This window comes from Rhizobium binae, from assembly GCF_017357225.1.
GTDB classification, from domain to species: Bacteria; Pseudomonadota; Alphaproteobacteria; order Rhizobiales; family Rhizobiaceae; genus Rhizobium; species Rhizobium binae.
The window spans coordinates 450,413-469,780 of record NZ_CP071605.1 but is presented as its reverse complement, the minus strand read 5'-3'; the positions used below and the strand labels follow the sequence as shown (position 1 = coordinate 469,780).

15 protein-coding genes and 1 pseudogene are annotated in these 19,368 nt (G+C 61.3%); 7 read left to right on the top strand and 9 right to left on the bottom strand.

From position 1 onward, the window contains the following. The first annotated feature begins 18 nt into the window (after positions 1–18). From J2J99_RS24130 to J2J99_RS24120, 3 genes are all read left to right on the top strand, one after another. Positions 19–489, top strand: a complete 471-nt coding sequence (locus J2J99_RS24130; protein WP_311043914.1) for a hypothetical protein — start codon at positions 19–21, stop codon at positions 487–489. Between the two features lie 69 nt (positions 490–558). Beyond that, positions 559–1,464: an MBL fold metallo-hydrolase gene (locus J2J99_RS24125; protein ID WP_168300873.1), complete on the top strand. Its 906-nt coding sequence runs from the start codon at positions 559–561 to the stop codon at positions 1,462–1,464. 1 nt (position 1,465) lies between these two features. Then, a complete protein-coding gene (locus tag J2J99_RS24120) occupies positions 1,466–2,239 on the top strand; it encodes a phosphotransferase enzyme family protein (protein WP_207600978.1) in 774 nt (257 codons plus the stop codon). A 7-nt stretch (positions 2,240–2,246) separates the two neighbouring features. On the opposite strand, the gene J2J99_RS24115 is transcribed toward J2J99_RS24120, so the two are convergent. Continuing rightward, on the bottom strand, positions 2,247–3,290 hold the full coding sequence (locus tag J2J99_RS24115) for a magnesium and cobalt transport protein CorA (protein ID WP_168301217.1): 1,044 nt from the start codon (positions 3,288–3,290) through the stop codon (positions 2,247–2,249). A 136-nt stretch (positions 3,291–3,426) separates the two neighbouring features. Continuing rightward, positions 3,427–3,520: pseudogene (locus J2J99_RS34605) on the bottom strand (DUF4272 domain-containing protein); the annotation flags it as partial. Positions 3,521–3,794: 274 nt separating this feature from the next. Here J2J99_RS34605 and J2J99_RS24110 point away from each other — a divergent pair. Then, a complete protein-coding gene (locus tag J2J99_RS24110) occupies positions 3,795–5,678 on the top strand; it encodes a methyl-accepting chemotaxis protein (RefSeq protein WP_168301075.1) in 1,884 nt (627 codons plus the stop codon). A gap of 64 nt (positions 5,679–5,742) precedes the next feature. On the opposite strand, the gene J2J99_RS24105 is transcribed toward J2J99_RS24110, so the two are convergent. The 4 genes from J2J99_RS24105 to J2J99_RS24090 form a co-directional block, all read right to left on the bottom strand. After that, entirely contained in the window at positions 5,743–7,194 is a 1,452-nt protein-coding gene (locus J2J99_RS24105; RefSeq protein WP_168301084.1) for an NCS1 family nucleobase:cation symporter-1, read from the bottom strand. Positions 7,195–7,507: 313 nt separating this feature from the next. Continuing rightward, entirely contained in the window at positions 7,508–10,579 is a 3,072-nt protein-coding gene (locus tag J2J99_RS24100; RefSeq protein ID WP_168301099.1) for an efflux RND transporter permease subunit, read from the bottom strand. Continuing rightward, a complete protein-coding gene (locus J2J99_RS24095) occupies positions 10,576–11,664 on the bottom strand; it encodes an efflux RND transporter periplasmic adaptor subunit (protein ID WP_168301103.1) in 1,089 nt (362 codons plus the stop codon). The genes J2J99_RS24100 and J2J99_RS24095 overlap by 4 nt, the downstream gene beginning before the upstream one ends. After that, a complete protein-coding gene (locus J2J99_RS24090; RefSeq protein WP_168301105.1) occupies positions 11,661–12,734 on the bottom strand; it encodes an efflux RND transporter periplasmic adaptor subunit in 1,074 nt (357 codons plus the stop codon). Before J2J99_RS24090 ends, J2J99_RS24095 begins: the two co-directional genes overlap by 4 nt. Positions 12,735–12,845: 111 nt before the next feature. Between J2J99_RS24090 and J2J99_RS24085 the strand changes: the two genes are divergently transcribed. Further along, a complete protein-coding gene (locus J2J99_RS24085; protein ID WP_168301108.1) occupies positions 12,846–13,478 on the top strand; it encodes a TetR/AcrR family transcriptional regulator in 633 nt (210 codons plus the stop codon). Positions 13,479–13,648: 170 nt separating this feature from the next. Next, positions 13,649–14,686 carry a LacI family DNA-binding transcriptional regulator gene (locus J2J99_RS24080; protein ID WP_168301110.1) on the top strand — a complete coding sequence of 346 codons (1,038 nt, stop codon included), beginning with the start codon at positions 13,649–13,651 and terminating at the stop codon, positions 14,684–14,686. A 33-nt stretch (positions 14,687–14,719) separates the two neighbouring features. On the opposite strand, the gene J2J99_RS24075 is transcribed toward J2J99_RS24080, so the two are convergent. Next, entirely contained in the window at positions 14,720–15,739 is a 1,020-nt protein-coding gene (locus J2J99_RS24075) for an AraC family transcriptional regulator (RefSeq protein ID WP_168301122.1), read from the bottom strand. Positions 15,740–16,003: 264 nt separating this feature from the next. Here J2J99_RS24075 and J2J99_RS24070 point away from each other — a divergent pair, with 264 nt between their 5' ends. Next, positions 16,004–17,155 (top strand): ROK family transcriptional regulator, encoded by a 1,152-nt coding sequence (locus J2J99_RS24070; RefSeq protein WP_168301124.1) that lies wholly within the window; start codon positions 16,004–16,006, stop codon positions 17,153–17,155. Between the two features lie 165 nt (positions 17,156–17,320). On the opposite strand, the gene J2J99_RS24065 is transcribed toward J2J99_RS24070, so the two are convergent. Beyond that, entirely contained in the window at positions 17,321–18,379 is a 1,059-nt protein-coding gene (locus J2J99_RS24065; RefSeq protein ID WP_168301126.1) for a carbohydrate ABC transporter permease, read from the bottom strand. A gap of 1 nt (position 18,380) precedes the next feature. Beyond that, positions 18,381–19,367, bottom strand: coding sequence for a carbohydrate ABC transporter permease (locus tag J2J99_RS24060; RefSeq protein ID WP_168301128.1), 987 nt, complete (start codon positions 19,365–19,367; stop codon positions 18,381–18,383). Position 19,368: the final 1 nt, after the last annotated feature.

Genomic DNA, 19,368 nt, shown 5'->3' with positions numbered 1-19,368 from the left:
AACTTCCTTTGGCGGAGGTTGTTCCACGCAACCTGTCAATTCACGGCTGCATGGGCATCGCCGGCGGCATGTTCCGATCCGGAAATTATCGAGCGCTGGAGAGTGCACCAAAATGCTTCGAGCGATAGTCTTCATCACCTGCCGACCTGCGTAGCGTGCCTCGCCTCCTGGAGCGTCGAGTCCGATCGCTCCACCCCTGTCAAGCACGGCCTGTTCGAAATTCGTGAGGAAGCCAAGCGTTTCATCGTGCACGAAAACGCCAAAAGTCATCAGCAATGGGAAGCGCTGGAGCCCAACGGCAAGGTGCTGGTTGCCCGATGCGCGGTCCCGCTTCAGGCGCAATGGATGCCGAGGAGTCTCTGCCGTTCGAAATCCAGCGTGATCGTGATATGCATAGCCGCCGAGGCGAACGCGGTAACGAGGCGGTCGGAAGTGCATGTTCCTGTGAAACGGGTGCTTGACCGCAAGGAAGCCGGCGAGCGCCCCTGAGGGAGGATGCAGATCAGGATTTGATCTGCCTGCGTGAAGTCATTGCGATTGTAAGAGAGGCATCCAGACGTGAACGCATCGGTGGACTTGTGCTCCTATCCCCAACTCGACGAGAGGATCGTGATCATCAGGGCCGGAGACGAGGTGGATGCGGTGTTCGTCCGGACCGAGAGATTCAACGTGCTGATCGACACGCTCGGCACGCCCGAGCAGTGCCGGCTTGCGCTGGATCTGCTCGATGCAAAGGAAGAGGGGAAGACGCCGCCGCTGATCGTCGTCAACTCGCATATGGATTGGGATCACTGCTGGGGCAATGCCGCCATTTCCGGGCGCGCCCCGATCATCGCGCATGCCGCAGCACTCGATCGCCTGCGGGATCCTTCCGCGCTGCGGATTCTGAGAGACAAATCGAGCCAGGAATCGCGGTTTCGGAATGTCGAGCTCACCGCGCCCGACATCTCCTTCTTCGGTTCGATGGCCCTCAACGGCGGCGATCTGACACTCCAACTGATCCACACACCTGGGCATACACCCGACCACATTGCCGTTTGGATTCCCGAACTGCGCATCTGTCTGGCCGTCGATGCGGTGGAATACCCTATCCCTGAAGTCTGGAGCAAAAGCGCCGATGACCTTCGTTTGATCCGTACCTCGCTCGAACGAATCCGTGATCTCGACGCGAAGCTTGTCATTCCCGCGCATGGAAAGACCTCGTCCCCTTCGATCGTGACTGGCAATCTCAGCTATTTCGAAACCTTGTCCGATCGTGTCGGCGGTTTGGCCGAGAGTGAATTGGCGGATCCGCGGCTCAGCCAAGCCGGCGGCTTCCGACTTGAAGATTTGATCGCGCTCCCCGACGACATGCCTTCGGACGCGGAGGCATTCTACCGGAACTGCCATGAGACAAATCTCGGAGCCACGGTTCAGGCCCGTATCGAAGAACTGAAGCGAGGAGACCGGACGGGGAGGCGATGACATGAAACCATTGGAGGGCGGGCGGGCCGGGCAGATCTGGGGCGACGGCGAGACCGTTACCAGGCCTTCCGGCGCGTGGACGCCGACGGTGCACCGGTTTCTGCGCCATCTCAGAAGCAGCGGTTTCCTACGGGCACCGCAGCCTGTCGAGATAGCCGCGAACGGCCGGGAGATCGTCAGCTACGTTGCCGGGCGTGTCTGCGAAGATCTTGGCGATCCCCTGACCGGATCGGAGCCCATGCTGATTTCCGCGGCTAGGCTTCTGCGCGATTTTCATGCAGCTTCGCAAGGCTTCCTGGAATCGGATCGCGAGCCCCAGAGGTGGATGCTGCCATCGCAGGAGCCGCGCGAGATCGTCTGCCACGGAGACTTTGCGCCCTACAATGTCGCCACCGCTGACGACGAGGCGGTCGGGATCATCGATTTCGATACAGCCCATCCCGCACCGCGCTTATGGGATCTTGCCTATGCGGTCTATCGCTGGGCGCCCTTGTCCGATCCTTCCAATTCATCCGCGACATCAAGTCTCGACGAGCAGCTACGGCGGGCGGAGATTTTCTGCACCGCTTACGGGGCGACGTCAGAGGAACGGCAGGCGCTTCCCGAAACAATCTGCAGGCGGCTTCAGGCCCTCGTCGATTTCATGCTGGCCAGGGCCGCAGCCGGAGACGACACCTTCGTGGAAGACGTGGCTTCAGGAGACGCGAAGCTGTATCTCAACGACATCGCCTATCTCAGACGGCATCGCGCTCGGTTGCTGCAAATGCTGTGCTGACAGCGCCCTAAAGCCATTTCTTTCGTCGGAAGAAGCCGAAGAGGCAGAGACATAGGAAAACGATAACGCCGAGCACGACGAAATAACCATACTGAAATTTCAATTCCGGCATGTCGCTGAAATTCATCCCGTAGATGCCGGCGATCGCGGTAGGAACGGCGAGGATCGCCGCCCAGGCGGCGAGCTTACGGGCAATCGCCGTCTGCTCCGTCTGGCCGATCATGACGCTTGCCTCAAAAGCGAAGGCGAGGACCTCGCGTAGCGCGTCGATATCCTCCTGCACCCGGCGCACATGATCGGTCACATCACGAAACAGCGACTGCAACGTCGGGTCCATGCCGGGAAGATCGATGTGCTCGTATCGACGGCAGACGTCGACCAGCGGCACGACGGCGTTGCGCAGCCGCAAGAGCTTGCGGCGCAGGAGGTAAAGCCGTTCGATGTCGGACTTTCCCAGCTGTTCGCGCAGTACCAGATCCTCGAGTTTCTCGACCTCCTCCTGCACGACCTCGATGACAGGCATGTAGTTGTCGACGATGAAATCGAGGATGGAATAGAGAATGTAGTTCTCGCCATGGGCAAGCGCGGCAGGCGTCGCCTCGCATCGCTGCCTGACCGCCAGGTACGAAGAAGACTCCCCGTGCCGAACGGAGACGACATAGCCGCGGCCGACGAACAGGTGCGTTTCGCCGAAGATGATCTCGCCATCTTTCATGTGGGCGGTGCGGGCGACGATGAACATCGCGTCCCCGTAGATTTCCAGCTTAGGGCGCTGATGCGGCTGCGCCGCGTCCTCGATCGCCAGCGGATGGAGATTGAACTCGGCCTGCACCTGGTGCAGCAGCACCTCGTCCGGCTCATGCAGGCCGATCCAGACGATGGCATTCTCCCGGCTGCGCCATTCGCCGGCTTCTTCTATCCTGATGTCGCGAATGCGCTGCCCGTTCTGGTATACGGCGGCAGCCACCACGCCCCGCCGCTCATGCCGCGGCGATGCAGAGCCGCTGCCGGCCTGCGGGGAAACACTGTCCGGATCCTTCAACCGTTCCAAATCCTGTCGTCCTCCATTTCCAGGGATAGCCCCGCCATGGCCGGCCTCCTCGCCGATCCGCGTCGTGGCGATCATAATGCTATTTCACCAAACATGCATCCGCCTTGGTGGAAGGGGGTTTGGGCGCAGGACGGCATCATGTGTCCGTGGAGGTGTCGTCCCAGTCCGATCAGCCCGTTGAGGGCGTAGTGGCGTTCGTAAACGACGCCCTTGTCCAATCCGGCCGCGGGCCTGCCCTTCGTCAGGGATTTGAGAAACGGCTGTCTGCACCGGAAGGATCAAAGCAAGAAAGGACTGGAAATATGCGTTTCATCATAACCGGCTCCTGCCATCCCTGACGGCCATTGATAGGCATTTTCCTGTCTAGGTGGGATCATGAACACGCAAGGGGCGGCGAGTTTCCGGAAAACTGGTAAACGGCCTTGTTACCTTCCGGAACACATCGTTAAATTTTTTTCGTTACAAAGGCCGGTGTGAGGCCGGGACCGTTCGATGGAGACTTTAATGCGTCGTCCAAACATAAAATCGAGTTTGCTGTTGATCTTCGGCGGCATAGCCCTCCTTTTCGGTCTTGTCGCTTATCTCGCCGTCGATGGTCTACGAAAGACCAACGGCTCGACCGAGGAAATCGCAACCCGCTGGCTGCCGAGCGTGCAGGCTTCGCAGGCAATCAATCTCAACATGACCAATTTGCGCCTCGCCTACCGCGATCACGTCATCGCGCAGAGCGAAGCGGAGAAGAAGACGCGTGAAGAGTCCATTGCTGTCGCCGAGAATGCCATTCGCAGATCGGTGGACGCCTACCTTCCGCTTGCTTCGTCCGACCGCGAGCGTGAGTTAATCAAGACGATCAAGGAGAGCGTCGAAGGCTACATCGCCAGCAGCTCGCAATTGCTCGTCCTTTCGCGCGCCAACAAAACCGAGGAGGCTGGGCAATACCTGGGCGCAGGGATGCGCGCCTACTCGGACAAGCTGAAGGAAGCAACGACAAGCCTCGTCGAGCTGGATGTCAACGGCAGCAACAAGGCTGCCGAACTCAGCAAGGAAACCTTCACCTCGATAGAATTCTACCTTCTTGCCGCGATCGGATTTGCGGGATTGCTGGTTCTCGGCGCCGTCGCCTTCGTGCTGAAAAGCATCGCCAACCCGATCACCGGCATCACCGCCTCGATGCGGCGCCTGGCCGAGGGGGACACGGGTTCGGAAATTCCCTTTGCCGACCGCGCCGATGAGGTTGGCTCGATGGCTGCGGCAGTGGAAATCTTCCGCCAAGCGGCGATTGCGAACAAGCGGCTGGCGCTGGAGGCCGAAGAAAATCGCAACAAGGCGGAAGCCGATCGCGTTGCCGCCCAGAAGCAGGCGGAAGAAGACGCTTCGGAGCGGCTGCGCATTGCCACTTCGGGTCTTGCCGCCGGTTTGAAGCGGCTCGCCGCGGGCGACCTCGCCTTCCAGCTCAACGAGGCCTTCGCGCCCGACTTCGAGGTGCTGCGCCATGACTTCAACCAGTCGGTGACCCAACTCGGCGCGACGCTGAGAGCAATTTCCGAAAGCATCGGCACGATCGACGAAGGCACGCGGGAAATTTCTTCCGGGGCGAGCGATCTTTCCAAGCGCACGGAGCAGCAGGCGGCCTCGCTCGAAGAGACGGCCGCCGCACTGGAGCAGATCACCGCCAAGTTGTCGAACTCCAGCAAACGAACCGAGGAGACGCGCGCAGTGGCCACGGAGGCAAACCATAGCGCCGGCGTTTCCGTGGAAGTCGTCTCCCATGCAGAGGAAGCGATGGAACGCATCGAGACCTCGTCGCAGCAGATTTCCAACATCATCGGCGTCATCGACGAGATCGCGTTCCAGACCAACCTTCTGGCGCTGAACGCCGGTGTGGAAGCGGCGAGAGCCGGCGAAGCGGGCAAGGGCTTCGCCGTCGTCGCCCAGGAAGTGCGCGAACTCGCGCAGCGCTCGGCGAGTGCTGCAAAGGAAATCAAGGGCCTGATACAGAACTCCTCGAAAGAGGTGGAAAGCGGCGTCAAGCTGGTGCGCGACACCGGTCAGGCCCTGAAGACCATCGGCGGCTTCATCACCCAGATCAATCAGCATATGGATTCAATCGCCACGTCTGCGAAAGAACAGTCGGTCGGATTGAGCGAAGTGAACGTCGCGGTCAATCAGATGGACCAGACCACACAACAGAACGCAGCGATGGTGGAACAGTCGACGGCGGCATCGGACTCGCTCGCGCAGGAAGCCCAGAAGCTTCGCGAGCTCGTCGCCCAGTTCCGGCTGAACGATACGGCCTCCGGCCAATCCGCCGCCCTTCGCGCGACGGCGAGGACCATGGCCCAATCCGCCGGCCGCGCAGCCATCCATGCGGTTGCCGCACGCCGCTGAACGGATGTCTGCAGGAGATCCGAAGTAAAAGGCGCCCGCCGTTCCGGGCGCCTCTGTTATTTGGTCATGCGGCGAAGGCCGGATTGCGCCGCGCGCCCATTCTCAGCACGAAATAGATCGCTCCGCCGATGGCAACGCCGAAGAACCAGCCATAGGTTCCCCACCAATCCGGCAGGATCGAGGTGAAGGTCGGCAGGATCGAGGAAAACAGCGCGCCGACCACAAATGCGATGAAGGCGTTGCCATGCCATCCGTTCTGGAAGCGGAACTCGCCATTCTCACGGTAGAGCGCTTCGACGTTCAGTTGGCTCTTCCGGATGAGGTAGTAGTCCACCATCATGATGCCGAAGATCGGCCCCATCGTCGAACCGATGAAGTTGACGAAATGCGCAGCACCGGTCTCCCAGGGAGCGAACGGGTAAAGCACGAGCGCGATCAGAGCGGCGATATATCCGCCGCGTTTGAAATTGATCTGGCGCGGGAAGACATTGGCGAAGTCGAAGGCCGGCGACACGAAGTTTGCCACGACGTTGATGCCGAGCGTGGCGACTGCAAATGTCAACGCAGCAAGCAGTGCCAGGAACCAGCTATCGAATTTCGCCGAGATCATCTCCGGATGCAGCAGCACCTCGCCGTAGACGGTGAAGGCAGCCGTGGTCGTGACGCCTGCGACGAGGCAGAAGGCCAGAAGATTGATCGGAAGGCCCCAGAGATTGCCTTTCCTGAGCGCCCTTTCGCTCGTCGCATAACGAGAGAAATCGCAGAAATTCAGGTAAAGCGCGGCAAAATAGGTGATCCAGGTGGCCGCTACGGCGGCGAGCGCCGCAATCGAGCCGGGTTCACCCGGCACGCCGGCATCCTTGGTCTTCTCGATCAGCACGTCGCGCGGAATTTCCGAGCCGAAGGAGAAAGTGCCCGATTTGGCGACCAGATAGACCGCCAGGATCAGCATCATGATCCAGACGGCCGGACCGGCCCAATCCTGAAACTTGCGGACCGTTTCCATGCCGCGCTGAATGATCAGCAGCTGCAGCGCCCAGACGATGACGTAGCAGATGAGTTCGAGGGTCGAGTGGCCGAGCATGTGGCTGTTCTGATGGAAGGCGAGCAAGCTCTCATTCCTGATCAGCAGGGCAACGATCGCGCCGGACGCGGCGGCAGTCTGCGCCCCGTACCAGAAGCAGGCGACCACCGCGCGGACCAGTGCCGGGACATTGGCGCCGAAGGTGCCGAAGGAGGCACGGGCCAGAACCGGAAAGGGTACGCCGGTGCGTACGCCGGCATTGCCGACAAGGCTCATCAGAAAGAAGATGACCAGAGACCCGATGCCGATGGCGATGACGAAATTGATGAAGCTGCCGCAGAGGAGAAACAGGCTCGCCGCCAGATAATAGCCCCACAGGCTGTGGACATCGGACGTCCAGACGTTGAAGATACTGAATGCACCCCATTTGCGCTCCGTGGCGGGCGCAAGGTCCTCGTTATACAACGAGGGAGACGGGTCTCGAATGCTCATGAATGCCCTCCCATATCCACTGTGGCGACTCGACCACGGGAGGAAAGTCTGCGCTTCATTTAGGCATCTGACAATTTAATAGTCACATTGTACACAATGCTAATGGTCGCCTTATACAGATGCCTGGTGCCCGCGCGGCGGGCTCGTCACCGCCATTGAGCGGCAGCGACCCGACCGGCCAGTCGAAACGGACTTGCGACCGCCGCGCCGGCGGCATCGAAGACCAAGGCGCCGACGTCGCCGGCGGTCGTGCGCCGGCCGCTATGTAGCCGCCGCCGCGGCAGCTGCATTTGACAGCCGTCAAGACCCGTCCTCATGCTTCCGCCGCGGCGTCGGCCCGGACAGCCTCGTCCCTCGGGATTCGGAACCAGGCGACGTAGAGCGCCGGCAGGAACAGCAGGGTGAGCGCGGTTCCGACGACGATGCCGCCCATCATGGCGTAGGCCATCGGCCCCCAGAAGATCTCGCGCGAGATCGGGATCAGTGCGAGCGTGGCGGCCGCCGCCGTCAGCATGATCGGCCGCATCCGGTGTTCGGTCGCCTCGATGACCGCCTGCCACGCTGCAACACCCTCGGCGCGCAGATGTTCGATCTGCACGACCAGGATGACCGAGTTGCGGATCAGGATGCCGATCAGCGCCAAAATGCCGAGGATGGCGACGAAGCCCATCGGCGCATTGCTCAGCAAGAGCGCCGCAACCACGCCGATCAGCGCCGTCGGCGCGACCGCGAAGACCAGGAACAGGCGGCTGAAGCTTTGCAACTGGATCATCAGGATGGTTGCCATCGTAAACAGCATCAACGGCGCCACAGCGGCGATCGGCCCCTGGGCGTCAGCGCTGGATTCGACCGCACCGCCCACTTCCACCTTGTAGCCGACCGGAAGGTTCTTCTGGAACGCTTCGACTTTCGGCTTCAGCTCATCGACAATGGTAGCCGGCTGCGTCGAGCCGATAACCGCTGCCTTGAGCGTGATGGTTGGCTGCCGGTCGCGACGCCAGATCGTCGGCTGCTCGAGCTCGTAGCGGAAATTCGCCACCGCCGAGAGCGGCACAACCTTGCCGTTGGAGGTCGAGAGCTGCAGATTCTGCAGCGTCTGAACGGAATCGCGCTCGGACGCCCTCGCCCGGCCGATGACATTGACCAGGTAGATGTCGTCGCGAATCTGCGTCGCCGTCGAGCCTTCAACGATACCGTTGAGCGCAGTTGCGATGTCCTCGGAAGAGACGCCGAGCTGGCGCGCCTTGTCCTGCAGGACATCGACCTTCACCACGCGCGAGGGTTCGTTCCAATCCAGGACCATATTCGACAGCAGCGGATGCGAACCGACAACGCCGGCAAACTGCTGTGATATGTCGCGCACCTTCTGAATGTCAGGACCGCTGATGCGGTACTGCACCGGTTTGCCCACCGGCGGGCCGATGTCGAGAAGCTTCACGAAGGCGTCGGTGCCGGGGAAGGTTTTCGTCAGATAGGCCTGCAGCTCTGCGCGCACCTTGTCGCGCACCTCCAGCCCCTTCGTGACGATCACCGTCTGTCCGAACGACACGTCGGGCGTCTGCACGTCGAAGGAGAGGATGAAGCGCGGTGCGCCCTGGCCGACATAGGTGGTCCAGTGATCGATATCCTTGTTGTCGGCCAGCATATCCTTTTCGAACTTGGCCATCTGCCGGTTGGTCTCGGCAATCGAACTGTTGTGCGGCAAATTCCAATCGATGACGAGCTCGGTTCTGTCCGAATTCGGGAAGAACTGCTGCTGCACCAGCCTCATGCCGCCGACCGAAAGGGCGAAGACGCCGACCGTCAGCACGATGGTGATCCAGCGCCAGCGCATGGCGAGCTTCAGCAGCCAGGAGAAGATGGCGGCAAAGCGTCCCTTCTTCTCGTGATGCGACTTCATCGTCTTCGGCAGGATGGTGACGCCGAGAAGCGGCGTGAACAGCACTGCCACGATCCAGGAGACGACCAGCGAAACCGCGATCACCACGAACAGCGTGAAGGTGAATTCGCCGGCGGCGCTGTTGTTGAGACCGACCGGGATGAAGCCCGCGACCGTGACGAGCGTTCCGGTCAGCATCGGAAACGCCGTCGATGTATAGACATGGGTCGCCGCTTTCCTGAGATCGTCGCCTGCTTCCAGGCGAGCCACCATCATTTCGACGGCGATCATGGCGTCGTCGACGAGCAGGCCGAGCGCAATGATGAGTGCGCCGAGCGAGATGCGCTGGAGCGAAATGCCGGAATATTCCATCACGACGAAGGTGATGGCGAGCACGAGGGGGATGGAGATCGCTACCACCATGCCGGCGCGAAGGCCGAGACTGATGAAGCTGATGACGAGCACGATGACGATCGCTTCGAAGAGCGCACGGGTAAAGCCCGAAACAGCTTCGTCGACCACCGCCGGCTGATCGGATACGCGGTGGACATCCACACCAACAGGAAGATCGGCGACGACCTGTTTCATCTCCCCATCGAGCGCCTCGCCGAACTGTAGGAGGTTGGCCCCCTGCTTCATGCCGATGGCAAGCCCGATTGCCGGCCGACCGTTGAAGCGGAACAGCGCCGACGGCGGATCGACGTAACCGCGCGTGATCGTGGCGACGTCGGTCAGCGGGAAGAAGCGGTCGTTGATGCGCAGATTGATCGACCGCAGGCTTTCCTCGGAGGTGAACTGTCCGCTCACCCGCAAGGCGATGCGCTCCGGCCCGGCATCGACGAAGCCGGATTGCGTCACGGCATTCTGGGCCTGTAAGGTCTGGATGACCGACTGCTGGTCGATGCCAAGGGCGGCGATCTGGCGGGTGGAGAATTCGAGATAAATCGCCTCGTCCTGCGCGCCAATCACGTCGACCTTGCCGACATCAGGCACCTTCAGGACCTCAGAGCGAGCGTTTTCGACAAGATCGCGAAGCTGCCGCTGGGTCAAACCGTCGCCGGTGAAGGCGTAGATGTTTCCGAAAACATCGCCGAAGCGGTCATTGAAGAACGGACCGACGACGCCGCTCGGAAAATCGCCCTTGATGTCGGCGATCATGTTGCGGATGCGCAGCCAGGTCGGCGCGACATCCCGAGCCTTGGTCGTCGGCAGCAGTTCGACGAAGACGGTCGCCTGGCCGGCCACGGTCTCGCTCTTGGTATAGTCGAGCGATTCCAGTTCCTGCAGCTTCTTCTCGATTCTGTCGGTCACCTGCCGCGTCACCTCTTCGGCGGAGGCACCGGGCCACTGGGCCGTGATCACCATCGTCTTGATCGTGAAGTTCGGGTCTTCCTCGCGGCCGAGGTTCAGATAGGAGAAGGCGCCTGCGAGAAGGAAGACGATCATGAAGTACCAGACGAGCGAACGGCGTTCGAGCGCCCAGTCGGAAAGATTGAAGGACTTCACTGGCTGATCTCCTGGTCGATCCTGATGGGCTGGCCATCTTCAAGTTTATGCACGCCCGCCACGACCACCCGTTCTCCGGGTGCGAGCCCTTCGGTTACGCGGACAGTGCCGCCGTCGACGACGTCGCCGGCGATCTTTACGCGGCGCAGCGACACCTTCTTGCCGGGCACGTCGACGATACAGACGCTCTGCCTGTCGCCGCCGGCAAGGATCGCCGAGGAAGGCAGCACGATCTCCGGCTCGGCGGCAATCGTTGCCGAGGCGGTGATGACCGCTCCGAGCCGGAAGGCTTCCGGTGGTTCGGTGAGCGCGATCTTGGTCCTGCTCGTACGGGTGGCGGACTCCGCCTCCGGCGCGATTTCACGCACGATCCCCGAGGTGCGGATCGTCGGATCGAGCTGTAGCGTCACTTCGAAGGGGGCGCCGATCTTCAGTTTCTGAGCGGCTGCCTGCGGCACGTCTACGACGGCGTCGCGTTTGTCCGGCCGGGCAATGGTCACGACCGTCTGGCCGGCCGACACGACCTGTCCGACCTCGGCCGAAGTCGCCGTCACAACCCCGTCGAATTCCGCCCGAAGCTGCGCATAGCCCAGTTGCTCCTTGGCCTTGTCGAGATTGGCCTGCGCCTTGGCGACGGCGGCCGCGGCCGTTCGCCTCGCCTGCTCGGCCTCTTCGAGCGAGGCTTCCGTGCCCGAGCGCGATAGCACCAGCGCGCGCTGGCGCTGCTCCGTGGTCACGGCGTTTCTAAGCTGGGCATCGCTGTTTTCCACATCGGACTGGGCATTGCGAACGGCAAGCTCCAGCGCCACGGGATCGATGGCGGCGACGACGTCACCCTTCTTGACGACGTCGCCGACATTGACATTGCGGGCAATCATCCGCCCGAGAATCCGAAAGCCGAGTTCGGTTTCGATGGTCGGCTCGATGGTGCCAGTCAGGCTGAGACTCGAGGCGGGCGTCTGCCTGACTGTCGTCGACAGCACCGGACGAGGCGTTTCGTCCTTACTCTCTTCTGCGTTCGGCGCGCAGGAGGAGACGAGGGCCGTGCCCAGGATAAGTGCGATTATCTTTAGACGAATACTCACTTGGAAGCTTCCTTGACGTAGGACACGATCTCACCGGGCCTGAGGAACTTGGTGCCGTCGCTCACGACGACCTCTCCTGCCGACACGCCCGACTTCACGACGAAGCTGCCGGTTTCGTAGCCGGCAACTTCGATCGTCCGGGCCGAGACCACGGAGGATGCCGGATCGACGATCCAGACGGCCGGCTTGCCGTCCTTCGAGGTCATTGCCGACCAGGGCAGCTGGATGACGTCCTGTGCGAGGTAATTGAACCGTCCAACGACGGGAACGCCCAGCGGAATGGGAGCATCGCTCGAGATCGCCACCTTGACCTTGATGGTGCCGGTTGCGGAATCGATCGTCGGCGAAATCTCGCGAACCTTCGCCGTGATCTTCTGCGTCGGGTCCGACAAAAGAGTTACGGTGCCGTCGCCGTCGATCGGACGCAGGAAGGCGCTTTCCACCACCTCGAAGACGGCATCGCGGTCGCCATCATGCGCGAGCGTGAAAACGACCTGAGCAGCCTGCGCCACCTCCCCGACCTCGGCATTGCGGGCGGTGATCACCCCATCGGCATCCGCTTTCAGCTCGGTGTAGGACAAGGTGTCCTGCGCCGTTTCGAAGAGTGCCTGCGCCGACTTTGTCGATGCCTGCGCAGTCAGAAGCGCCTCCTGCGCCTGATCGAGAGCAGCGCGGGTCGTCACCTGCGTCCGAAACAGGCTCTGCTGCCGGTCGAATGCAAGCTGCGCCTGGGTCTGCTGCGCCTCGGCCGACTGAAGATTGGCCGCCGCCACATCCAGGTCGGCCTTTTGCTCTTCCGGATCGATGCGCGCGAGAAGCTGCCCCGCTTTCACGGACTGACCGACCTCGACCAGCCGTTCGATGATCTTGCCGCTGACGCGGAAGGACAGATCGGTCTGGACACGCGCCCGCACTTCTCCCGTGATCGCGCCCCCCTGAACCAGCGGCTCAGGCTTGGCGACGACGATACCGACCTGCCGCGGGGCCGGCTCAGCCGGCCTGCCCTCATCGCTGCATGATGCGAGACCGACGGCGCATACGATCGCCGTGGCGATCAGAATGGTTCTCATAGGTGACCTCTTGCTCTCAACGGCAGCTGCTATATAATTGACTGACGTATTAGTCAATGAAACTTTGTGCCGCGGCGAAGAGGGTGTGCACGACAAGGGAGGCGAGGAAAAATGGCAGGTCCGAAGAAGCTCACACGCGCGGAACAGAAAGCGTTGCGACCCATCCAGATTCTGGATGCGGCTTTCGAAGAATTCGTCAAAAGCGGTTTTGCAGGCACGCGCGTGGAAGACATCGCCGACAGGGTCAACGTCACCAAGGGCACGGTCTACGTTTACTTCGAGACGAAGGAAAAGCTCTTCGAAGCGATGATCAATCATTTCTCCGTGCCATTTCAGGAACTGCTGGCGGTCACCGACGCGCTCAGTGGCAGCGCCACCGACCGGCTGACGTCCATTCTCGGCCTGCTCTACGAACAAATCGCCGAGGATCGCCCAACCCGCGAACTGACACGGCTCGTCATTGCGGAAGGACACCGGTTTCCCGACCTCATTGACCGCCACCACGATCAATTCATCGAGCCGATCATCGCCAAGGTCGACGCTCTGATTCTGGAGGGAGTGGCGTCTGGGGAGTTTCGCGAAATTCCGGTGGAGTTCTCCGACATCGTGGTCGCGCCCATCCTGACGACGACGGTTCTGCGGCTGATATTCGACAACCGCCGCGTGGCCATTCCCAACAAGGAGGAATTCCTGCGGGCCTATTTCGACCTGCTTCTCAATGGCCTGCTTGCCAAGCCTCTTTGATTTCTATGACTTCGAGCTGCCGCGATCATCGCTCGTTGTCGCTGTGCGGCACCCTGCTCGCGAAAGAGCAAAAATAAGGCAAAAGATACGTAGCTTTTTCAGGGTTTTCATGTGAAAACATCGGGTTAGAAGGGCCTGCGAAGGACCCACCTGAATTCGTGACGGAAAAAGTGGAACGCAAAGTCAATCTCAAAGATGTCGCGCGCGATGCCGACGTGTCGCTGAGCACGGCCTCGCACGCCTTGAACGGAACCGCGCCGCTGACGATCGAGGTGCGCGAAAGGGTTCTGGATTCGGCAAAACGCCTGGGTTACCTCGACCGCCGGAGAAAGAAGGCGACGATCGCCGCCCTGCATGTTCTGCTTCTCGCCATTCCTGACGATGCGGCGCCGGAGAGCGACCTTAACCTGGTCAGTTGGACGATCCTCAACGGTCTGCGGAGGGAATGCGAGCGCCGCGGCATCAGGATCGTGCCTTTTGTCAGCACTGGCCGGCGTATTGACGGCGCGCAGGTCAGGCGGATCGCGCAAGCGGAGCGCGCTGACGGCATCGTGGTCCTGAACGACGATCAGCCGGAACTTATCCGCAGCCTGGCCTCCGCCGACATGCCCGTCGTCATCGTCAACGGCGAGGACCCGACCATGCTGGTCGATACCGTGACACCTGAAAACCGCTTCGGCGCGCGGCTCGGCATCGAGCACCTGCTGGCGCTCGGGCATCGCCGCATCCTGCACCTGACCTGGAAGGGGCGCACGACCATCCAGCGCCGGTATGACGGCTTCTCCGATGCCTATCTCGCGGCACAGCTTCCGGTCCCGGAGGAGATGATCGTCGAGGCCGAGGGATATGAGCCCAGGCATGGCGAGGCGGCCATCGACGCGCTGCTCGACCGCGATCCGACGATGAAAGGCGCCACCGCCGTCTTCTGCGCGGCCGACAATCTGGCGCTCGGCTGCCTCAAGGCCTTGGCCGATCGCGACATACGGGTGCCCGAGGCGGTTTCCGTTCTCGGCTTCGACGACATCGTTCCCGGCGAGTTCAGCCGCCCGCCGCTTTCGACGGTCAGCGTTCCCACGGACAGGCTCGGCGCCGCAGCACTCGCACTCATCGAACAGCGGCTGATCTCCAACGATCCGCAGCGGCCGGCCCATCGCCTGGAACTCGGCTGCCATCTCGTCCTGCGCGGCAGCATCGCACCGCCGCGCTGAACGGCCGGAAGAGACAGCTTCCTGAGGCTCACTTCAGCGCAGGCGCTCGGCCCGTAGCCGCGTATCGCGCGGGCTCTCTCCAAAAGTGCTGCGATAGACGATGGAGAACCTGCCCGCATGCGCAAACCCCCATATCGCGCAGATTTCGCGGACAGATTGCTGATTCGTCGGATCCCGCAGTTGCTCACGGGCTGCCTGCAGCCGAATCGTCCGGAGGTAGCCTGCCGGCGACGTCCCCCGGAAGGCCTTGAAACCGGTTTGCAGTGCACGAAGGGAAACGCCGACATTATCGGCAACCATGGCCATGGTGAGGGGCTGCGCGATATTGGCATGCATGTAGTCGATGGCCCGTCGGACATGCCAAGGCGCGACCAACGACACCTTCTTTTTCTCCAGATGGCTGGACAGGCGATGGTGGCCAAATCGGACTACAAGATGCGCAAGCGTTTCGCTCATCGTCGCCATCGCGAGAGGGGAAGAAAGAAGGGGGCCGCCGTTGCGCGCGCCCTGCACGATCGTCTGCACCAAATTGCCGATAAGCTGGCCCGACTGTGTCGAGAGATCCAGAATGGGCTCTAGGTCGATGGATTCGGAAAGCGGCGTTTCCAGAAGTGAAACGAGCACTCGCTTCACGACTTTCCAATCGAGAAAGAGGACATCCGAAGTGTGCGGACCCTGGACGAAACGATCACCAGCCTCATGGTTATTGGCCATGAGAAGATAACCCGATCCACTTTCAACCGCCCTTTTCCCAATGGACACCCGAAAGGATCCGGTCTGTGGAAGGTAGAAGGCAAGGTGCTGCGGCGTCTCGCTGAGCGTTCGAACTGTCCAAGAATTTTGAAAGATGGAGTGAAGGACAGTAAACCCATCGCCTCTTCTCAAGTCTGCAGCCCAAGGGAAGTTTCGATCGTTGCCTAACGGTTGCGCGGCGAAAACCCCATAACCGCCCGACAGTGTTTGAACCATCGACTCGAAGTCGCGGCCTTGGTGCGTAGGTGCGAATTGACAATCCTCACGCTCAGCAGCGCGCGCCGTATTCTCGTACCTCATGCAGCTCGATCCTCCCTTTCAACATTCGCCTTCCGCATGGCCGAGGTTCCGTCGAGCTCGACCTTGCAGTGAGGGCGAATGGGTTCCTTCAAACGCATGGACCCGCCTCGAGTCCTTGAAACCCACTCATCGCGGCTGGCTTGGCCAATCTTGATGAGGTAAGCAATCTGGGCAAACGAGGGGTCCAAACCTCCTCATTTGACAGAAGCAAAATGCACCCGCAATGTGCTTCACACTTACAGTGTAAATTAAAACGATCTGCAAATGAAGTATGATCCGCTAGAGCATATTGCCCCGCATTTTTTGCGAGACGCACAACCGCCGCGAGTGGCGTCCCGCAACGAACGGGACCTCCTGCGGCTCATTTGGAAGTCCCCAGGGATTGAGCGCTCCGACCTTACCGAGCCGCTTGATCTCACTCAGCAATCGCTGCACAGGATCGTCGCACGCCTTCACGAGCGCGGAATGCTCGTCTTTTCCCAATCGGAAAACCGGCGCGCGGGACCGCCGAGTCCGGAGCTGACGCTCCGAAAGGACTGGTGCCTGACGCTCGGCATCTCCATCAACGTCGGCTCGATCGGTCTTTGCCTCATGGGCTTCGGCGAGCCTCTGGAAAACATGGAAATCCCGCAGACGGGGTCCTCGCTATCGGAAGAGATGGACCGGATCGAAGCGGCGGTCGGAGACATTCTTGCCCGTCGCGGCGCCGGCCGGCGCGATGTTCTCGGCGTCGGCCTGGCAGTCGCCGGCCACCGCATGCTGGAGACGGCATTCAACTGTCCGCTGCCGCTCGCCCATTGGTCGCTGATCGACCTGGCGCCGGTCCTTGGAGAGCGCCTTGGCCTGCCGGTCTGGGCTGACAATGTCGCCAGGACCGCTGCCTTGGCGGAAGCAATTTTCGGCGTCGGCCGTGACGTCGCCGATTTCGCCTATATCGCCCACCTCCATGGCTATGGCGGCGGCCTGGTTTGCGGGGGCATGCCATTTCGCGGCAGCTTCGGAAACGCCGGGGAATTCTCGGTTCTGTTCGGGCGTCAGGATTACGACGATCGACCCGCACTCAACCAACTGCTCGAACATCTTCGCACCAAGGGGCGCCTGGGGCTCACCCTGAAGGACCTGAAGAACGAAAGCCTGGTGGATTGGGACGGCGTTGAGGAATGGGTCGACCGTGTCACGCCGGCCCACAATCGGGCCATCAATGCGATCTGCGCGATCTTCGACCCGGCTTTGATCGTGCTGGGCGGCGAGCTTCCGCATTCGCTTGCAAGAATGCTGATCGACCGGACAGAATTCAACAATCTGCCTCGGCACGGCGCCTTGCGCGACGTTCCGCAGCTTGCCGTGGCGCAGATCATCGATGCCCCCGGCGCGATCGGCGCGGCCTTGATCCCGCTGTTCGAAACCGTTTTGTGATAAACGCTCAGACAGCCAAGCCTGCGCCGCTCACATCTACAAGGCTGAGCAGCGCACGAAAGACCAACGGCGGTGCGCTGCTGGCGGCGCGGTGAGACGCAGATGTGGCCTTCCGTGCTTGGGAGATCACATCCCAGCTCTATGGGACTGCGCGCCAGCAGTCGTTCACTTCATCCCCGTTCCGGCAATACCTGTGGTGATGTATTTCTGGAGGAACAGGAACACGACGGTGACGGGCAGCAGGCTGAGAAAGGTCATCGCCAGGATATAGTGCCACTGCACGGAGAACTCGCCCTGGAAGGCGTTGAGGCCGACCTGCAGGGTGAAATTCTCCCGGCTGTTGAGGACGATGAGCGGCCAGAGGAAATCGTTCCAGCGCCAGAGCACGGAGAAGATCGCCAGGACCGCAAGCGCCGGCGCCGTCAGCGGCAGTATGATGCGCCAGAAGATGCAGAATTCGCTCGCCGCATCGACGCGCGCCGCCTCGATCAGTTCGTCGGGTATGGTCAGCATATATTGCCGCAGCAGGAAGACGGCGGTCGGAGAGGCGATCGTCGGCAGGATGACGCCCCAGAGATTGTCGGCAAGCCCGACCCCGACGATGACGAGATAGGCCGGCACCATGACGACGGCAAGCGGGATCATCAGGGTCGAAATGATGATGACGAAAACCGTCGTGTCGCCGCGAAATTTGTATTTCGATAGCGCGAAGGCCGCCATGGCGTTGACGATCAAGGTCAGAAGCGTCGCGACCACGGTGACGAACACGGAATTTTTGAGGAAGGTCAGGAAGCTGAAGCGTGTCAGCGGATCGGTATAATTCTCGGTGGCGACGGTCAGGTGCTGGACCGGCCTGATCCCCTTCACGTCGACGCTGACCGGCCGTCCCGGATTGGCGGGATCGACCATCTGGGCCTTGAGGCCGATGCGCCGGACCATCGCCATTTCACGTGCCTGGCCGTCTATCGTGACTTGCCAGAGGCTGAGCGGCTTGTCGAAGCCGGGCACGGTCTGCTCCACTGCGGCGCGCGGCAGCAGCGTCGGCGGAAAGCGGGTGATTTCGGCCGCCGGCTTCAACGAGGACAGACCGGCCCAGAGGACGGGAACGAGCACGGCGAGCGTGCCGCCGATCAGCCACACCCAGGACAGGATATCGGTGATGTCGATGCGTCCGGCCCGGCGCGTGCGCGTCATAAAGCGGATCGGATTCAAAGATCTGTTCATCTCAGGACTCCATTCGCTTGCCGAGGCGCAGCTGTATGAGGGTGAGAACCAGCAGCACCAGGCCCATCAAAACCGACGCGGCCGAGGCAAGCCCGAAGAGGCGAAGATCGCTGCTGAAGGCCATCTGGTAGATATATTGGACGATGAAGCTGTTGGCCGTGCCCGGGCCGCCGCCATTCGTCAGCACCCAAGCCTCGTCAAAGATCTGCACGGACTTGATCATCAGAAGGATGAATACGACGAGCAGGTTCGGCGCAAGCAGCGGCAGCGTGATCCTGAACAGGGTGCGGCGCGGCGAAGCGGCGTCGATGGAGGCGGCCTCGTAGAGTTCCTTCGGGATCGCCTGGAGACCGGCGAGCAGGATGAGGGTGTAGAAACCCATGTGGAACCAGACAGAGACCACGACGACGAAGAAGCGCGACCAGCCGACATCGAGCAGAAATATTTCGGGGGGAACGCCGAGCATCTGAAAGAAGGCGTTCAGCAGTCCGTTGCGATCGAGGAACCATTTCCAGATCAGGCCGATGACGACCGGCGACAGCAGAACGGGGTAGAAAAACATCGCCCGGAAGAACCCGCGCGCAAAAATTGCCCGGTTGAGGATCAGCGCCGTGATCAGCGCCACCAGCAACGTAGCGGTAACGTTCAACGCGACGAACCAGAGCGTGTTCCACACCGCCGTCCAGAACAGCGATTCCTGGCAGGTTCCCGGTTGCAGATAATTGCCGCAGGAAAGCAGGGTGCGGAAATTGTCGAAGCCGACGAAGGGCCGCTCCGAGACGAAGAGATTGGTGCCGCCGGTGAAGGCGTAACCGACGGCGATGGCGATCGGAAGGAATGTGAAGATGGCGAAGAGAACAAGGTTCGGCGCCAGGAACAGCCAGGGCATGCGCTTGCGGCCGAGGATACGTTGGAACGCATTCATCGGAGCCTCGACCACCCTCATCGCCGTGTCGCCCGCCTGGGAGAGCAATGCAGCAGCAGCCATG

Excerpts from the sequence above, each read along its gene's own strand:
- J2J99_RS24120 (WP_207600978.1), top strand. The coding sequence starts at position 1,466 with ATGAAACCATTGGAGGGCGGGCGGGCCGGGCAGATCTGGGGCGACGGC.
- J2J99_RS24110 (WP_168301075.1), top strand. The coding sequence starts at position 3,795 with ATGCGTCGTCCAAACATAAAATCGAGTTTGCTGTTGATCTTCGGCGGC.
- J2J99_RS24105 (WP_168301084.1), bottom strand. The coding sequence starts at position 7,194 with ATGAGCATTCGAGACCCGTCTCCCTCGTTGTATAACGAGGACCTTGCG.
- J2J99_RS24090 (WP_168301105.1), bottom strand. The coding sequence starts at position 12,734 with ATGAGAACCATTCTGATCGCCACGGCGATCGTATGCGCCGTCGGTCTC.
- J2J99_RS24085 (WP_168301108.1), top strand. The coding sequence starts at position 12,846 with ATGGCAGGTCCGAAGAAGCTCACACGCGCGGAACAGAAAGCGTTGCGA.
- J2J99_RS24075 (WP_168301122.1), bottom strand. The coding sequence starts at position 15,739 with ATGAGGTACGAGAATACGGCGCGCGCTGCTGAGCGTGAGGATTGTCAA.
- J2J99_RS24070 (WP_168301124.1), top strand. The coding sequence starts at position 16,004 with ATGAAGTATGATCCGCTAGAGCATATTGCCCCGCATTTTTTGCGAGAC.
- J2J99_RS24065 (WP_168301126.1), bottom strand. The coding sequence starts at position 18,379 with ATGAACAGATCTTTGAATCCGATCCGCTTTATGACGCGCACGCGCCGG.
- J2J99_RS24060 (WP_168301128.1), bottom strand. The coding sequence starts at position 19,367 with ATGGCTGCTGCTGCATTGCTCTCCCAGGCGGGCGACACGGCGATGAGG.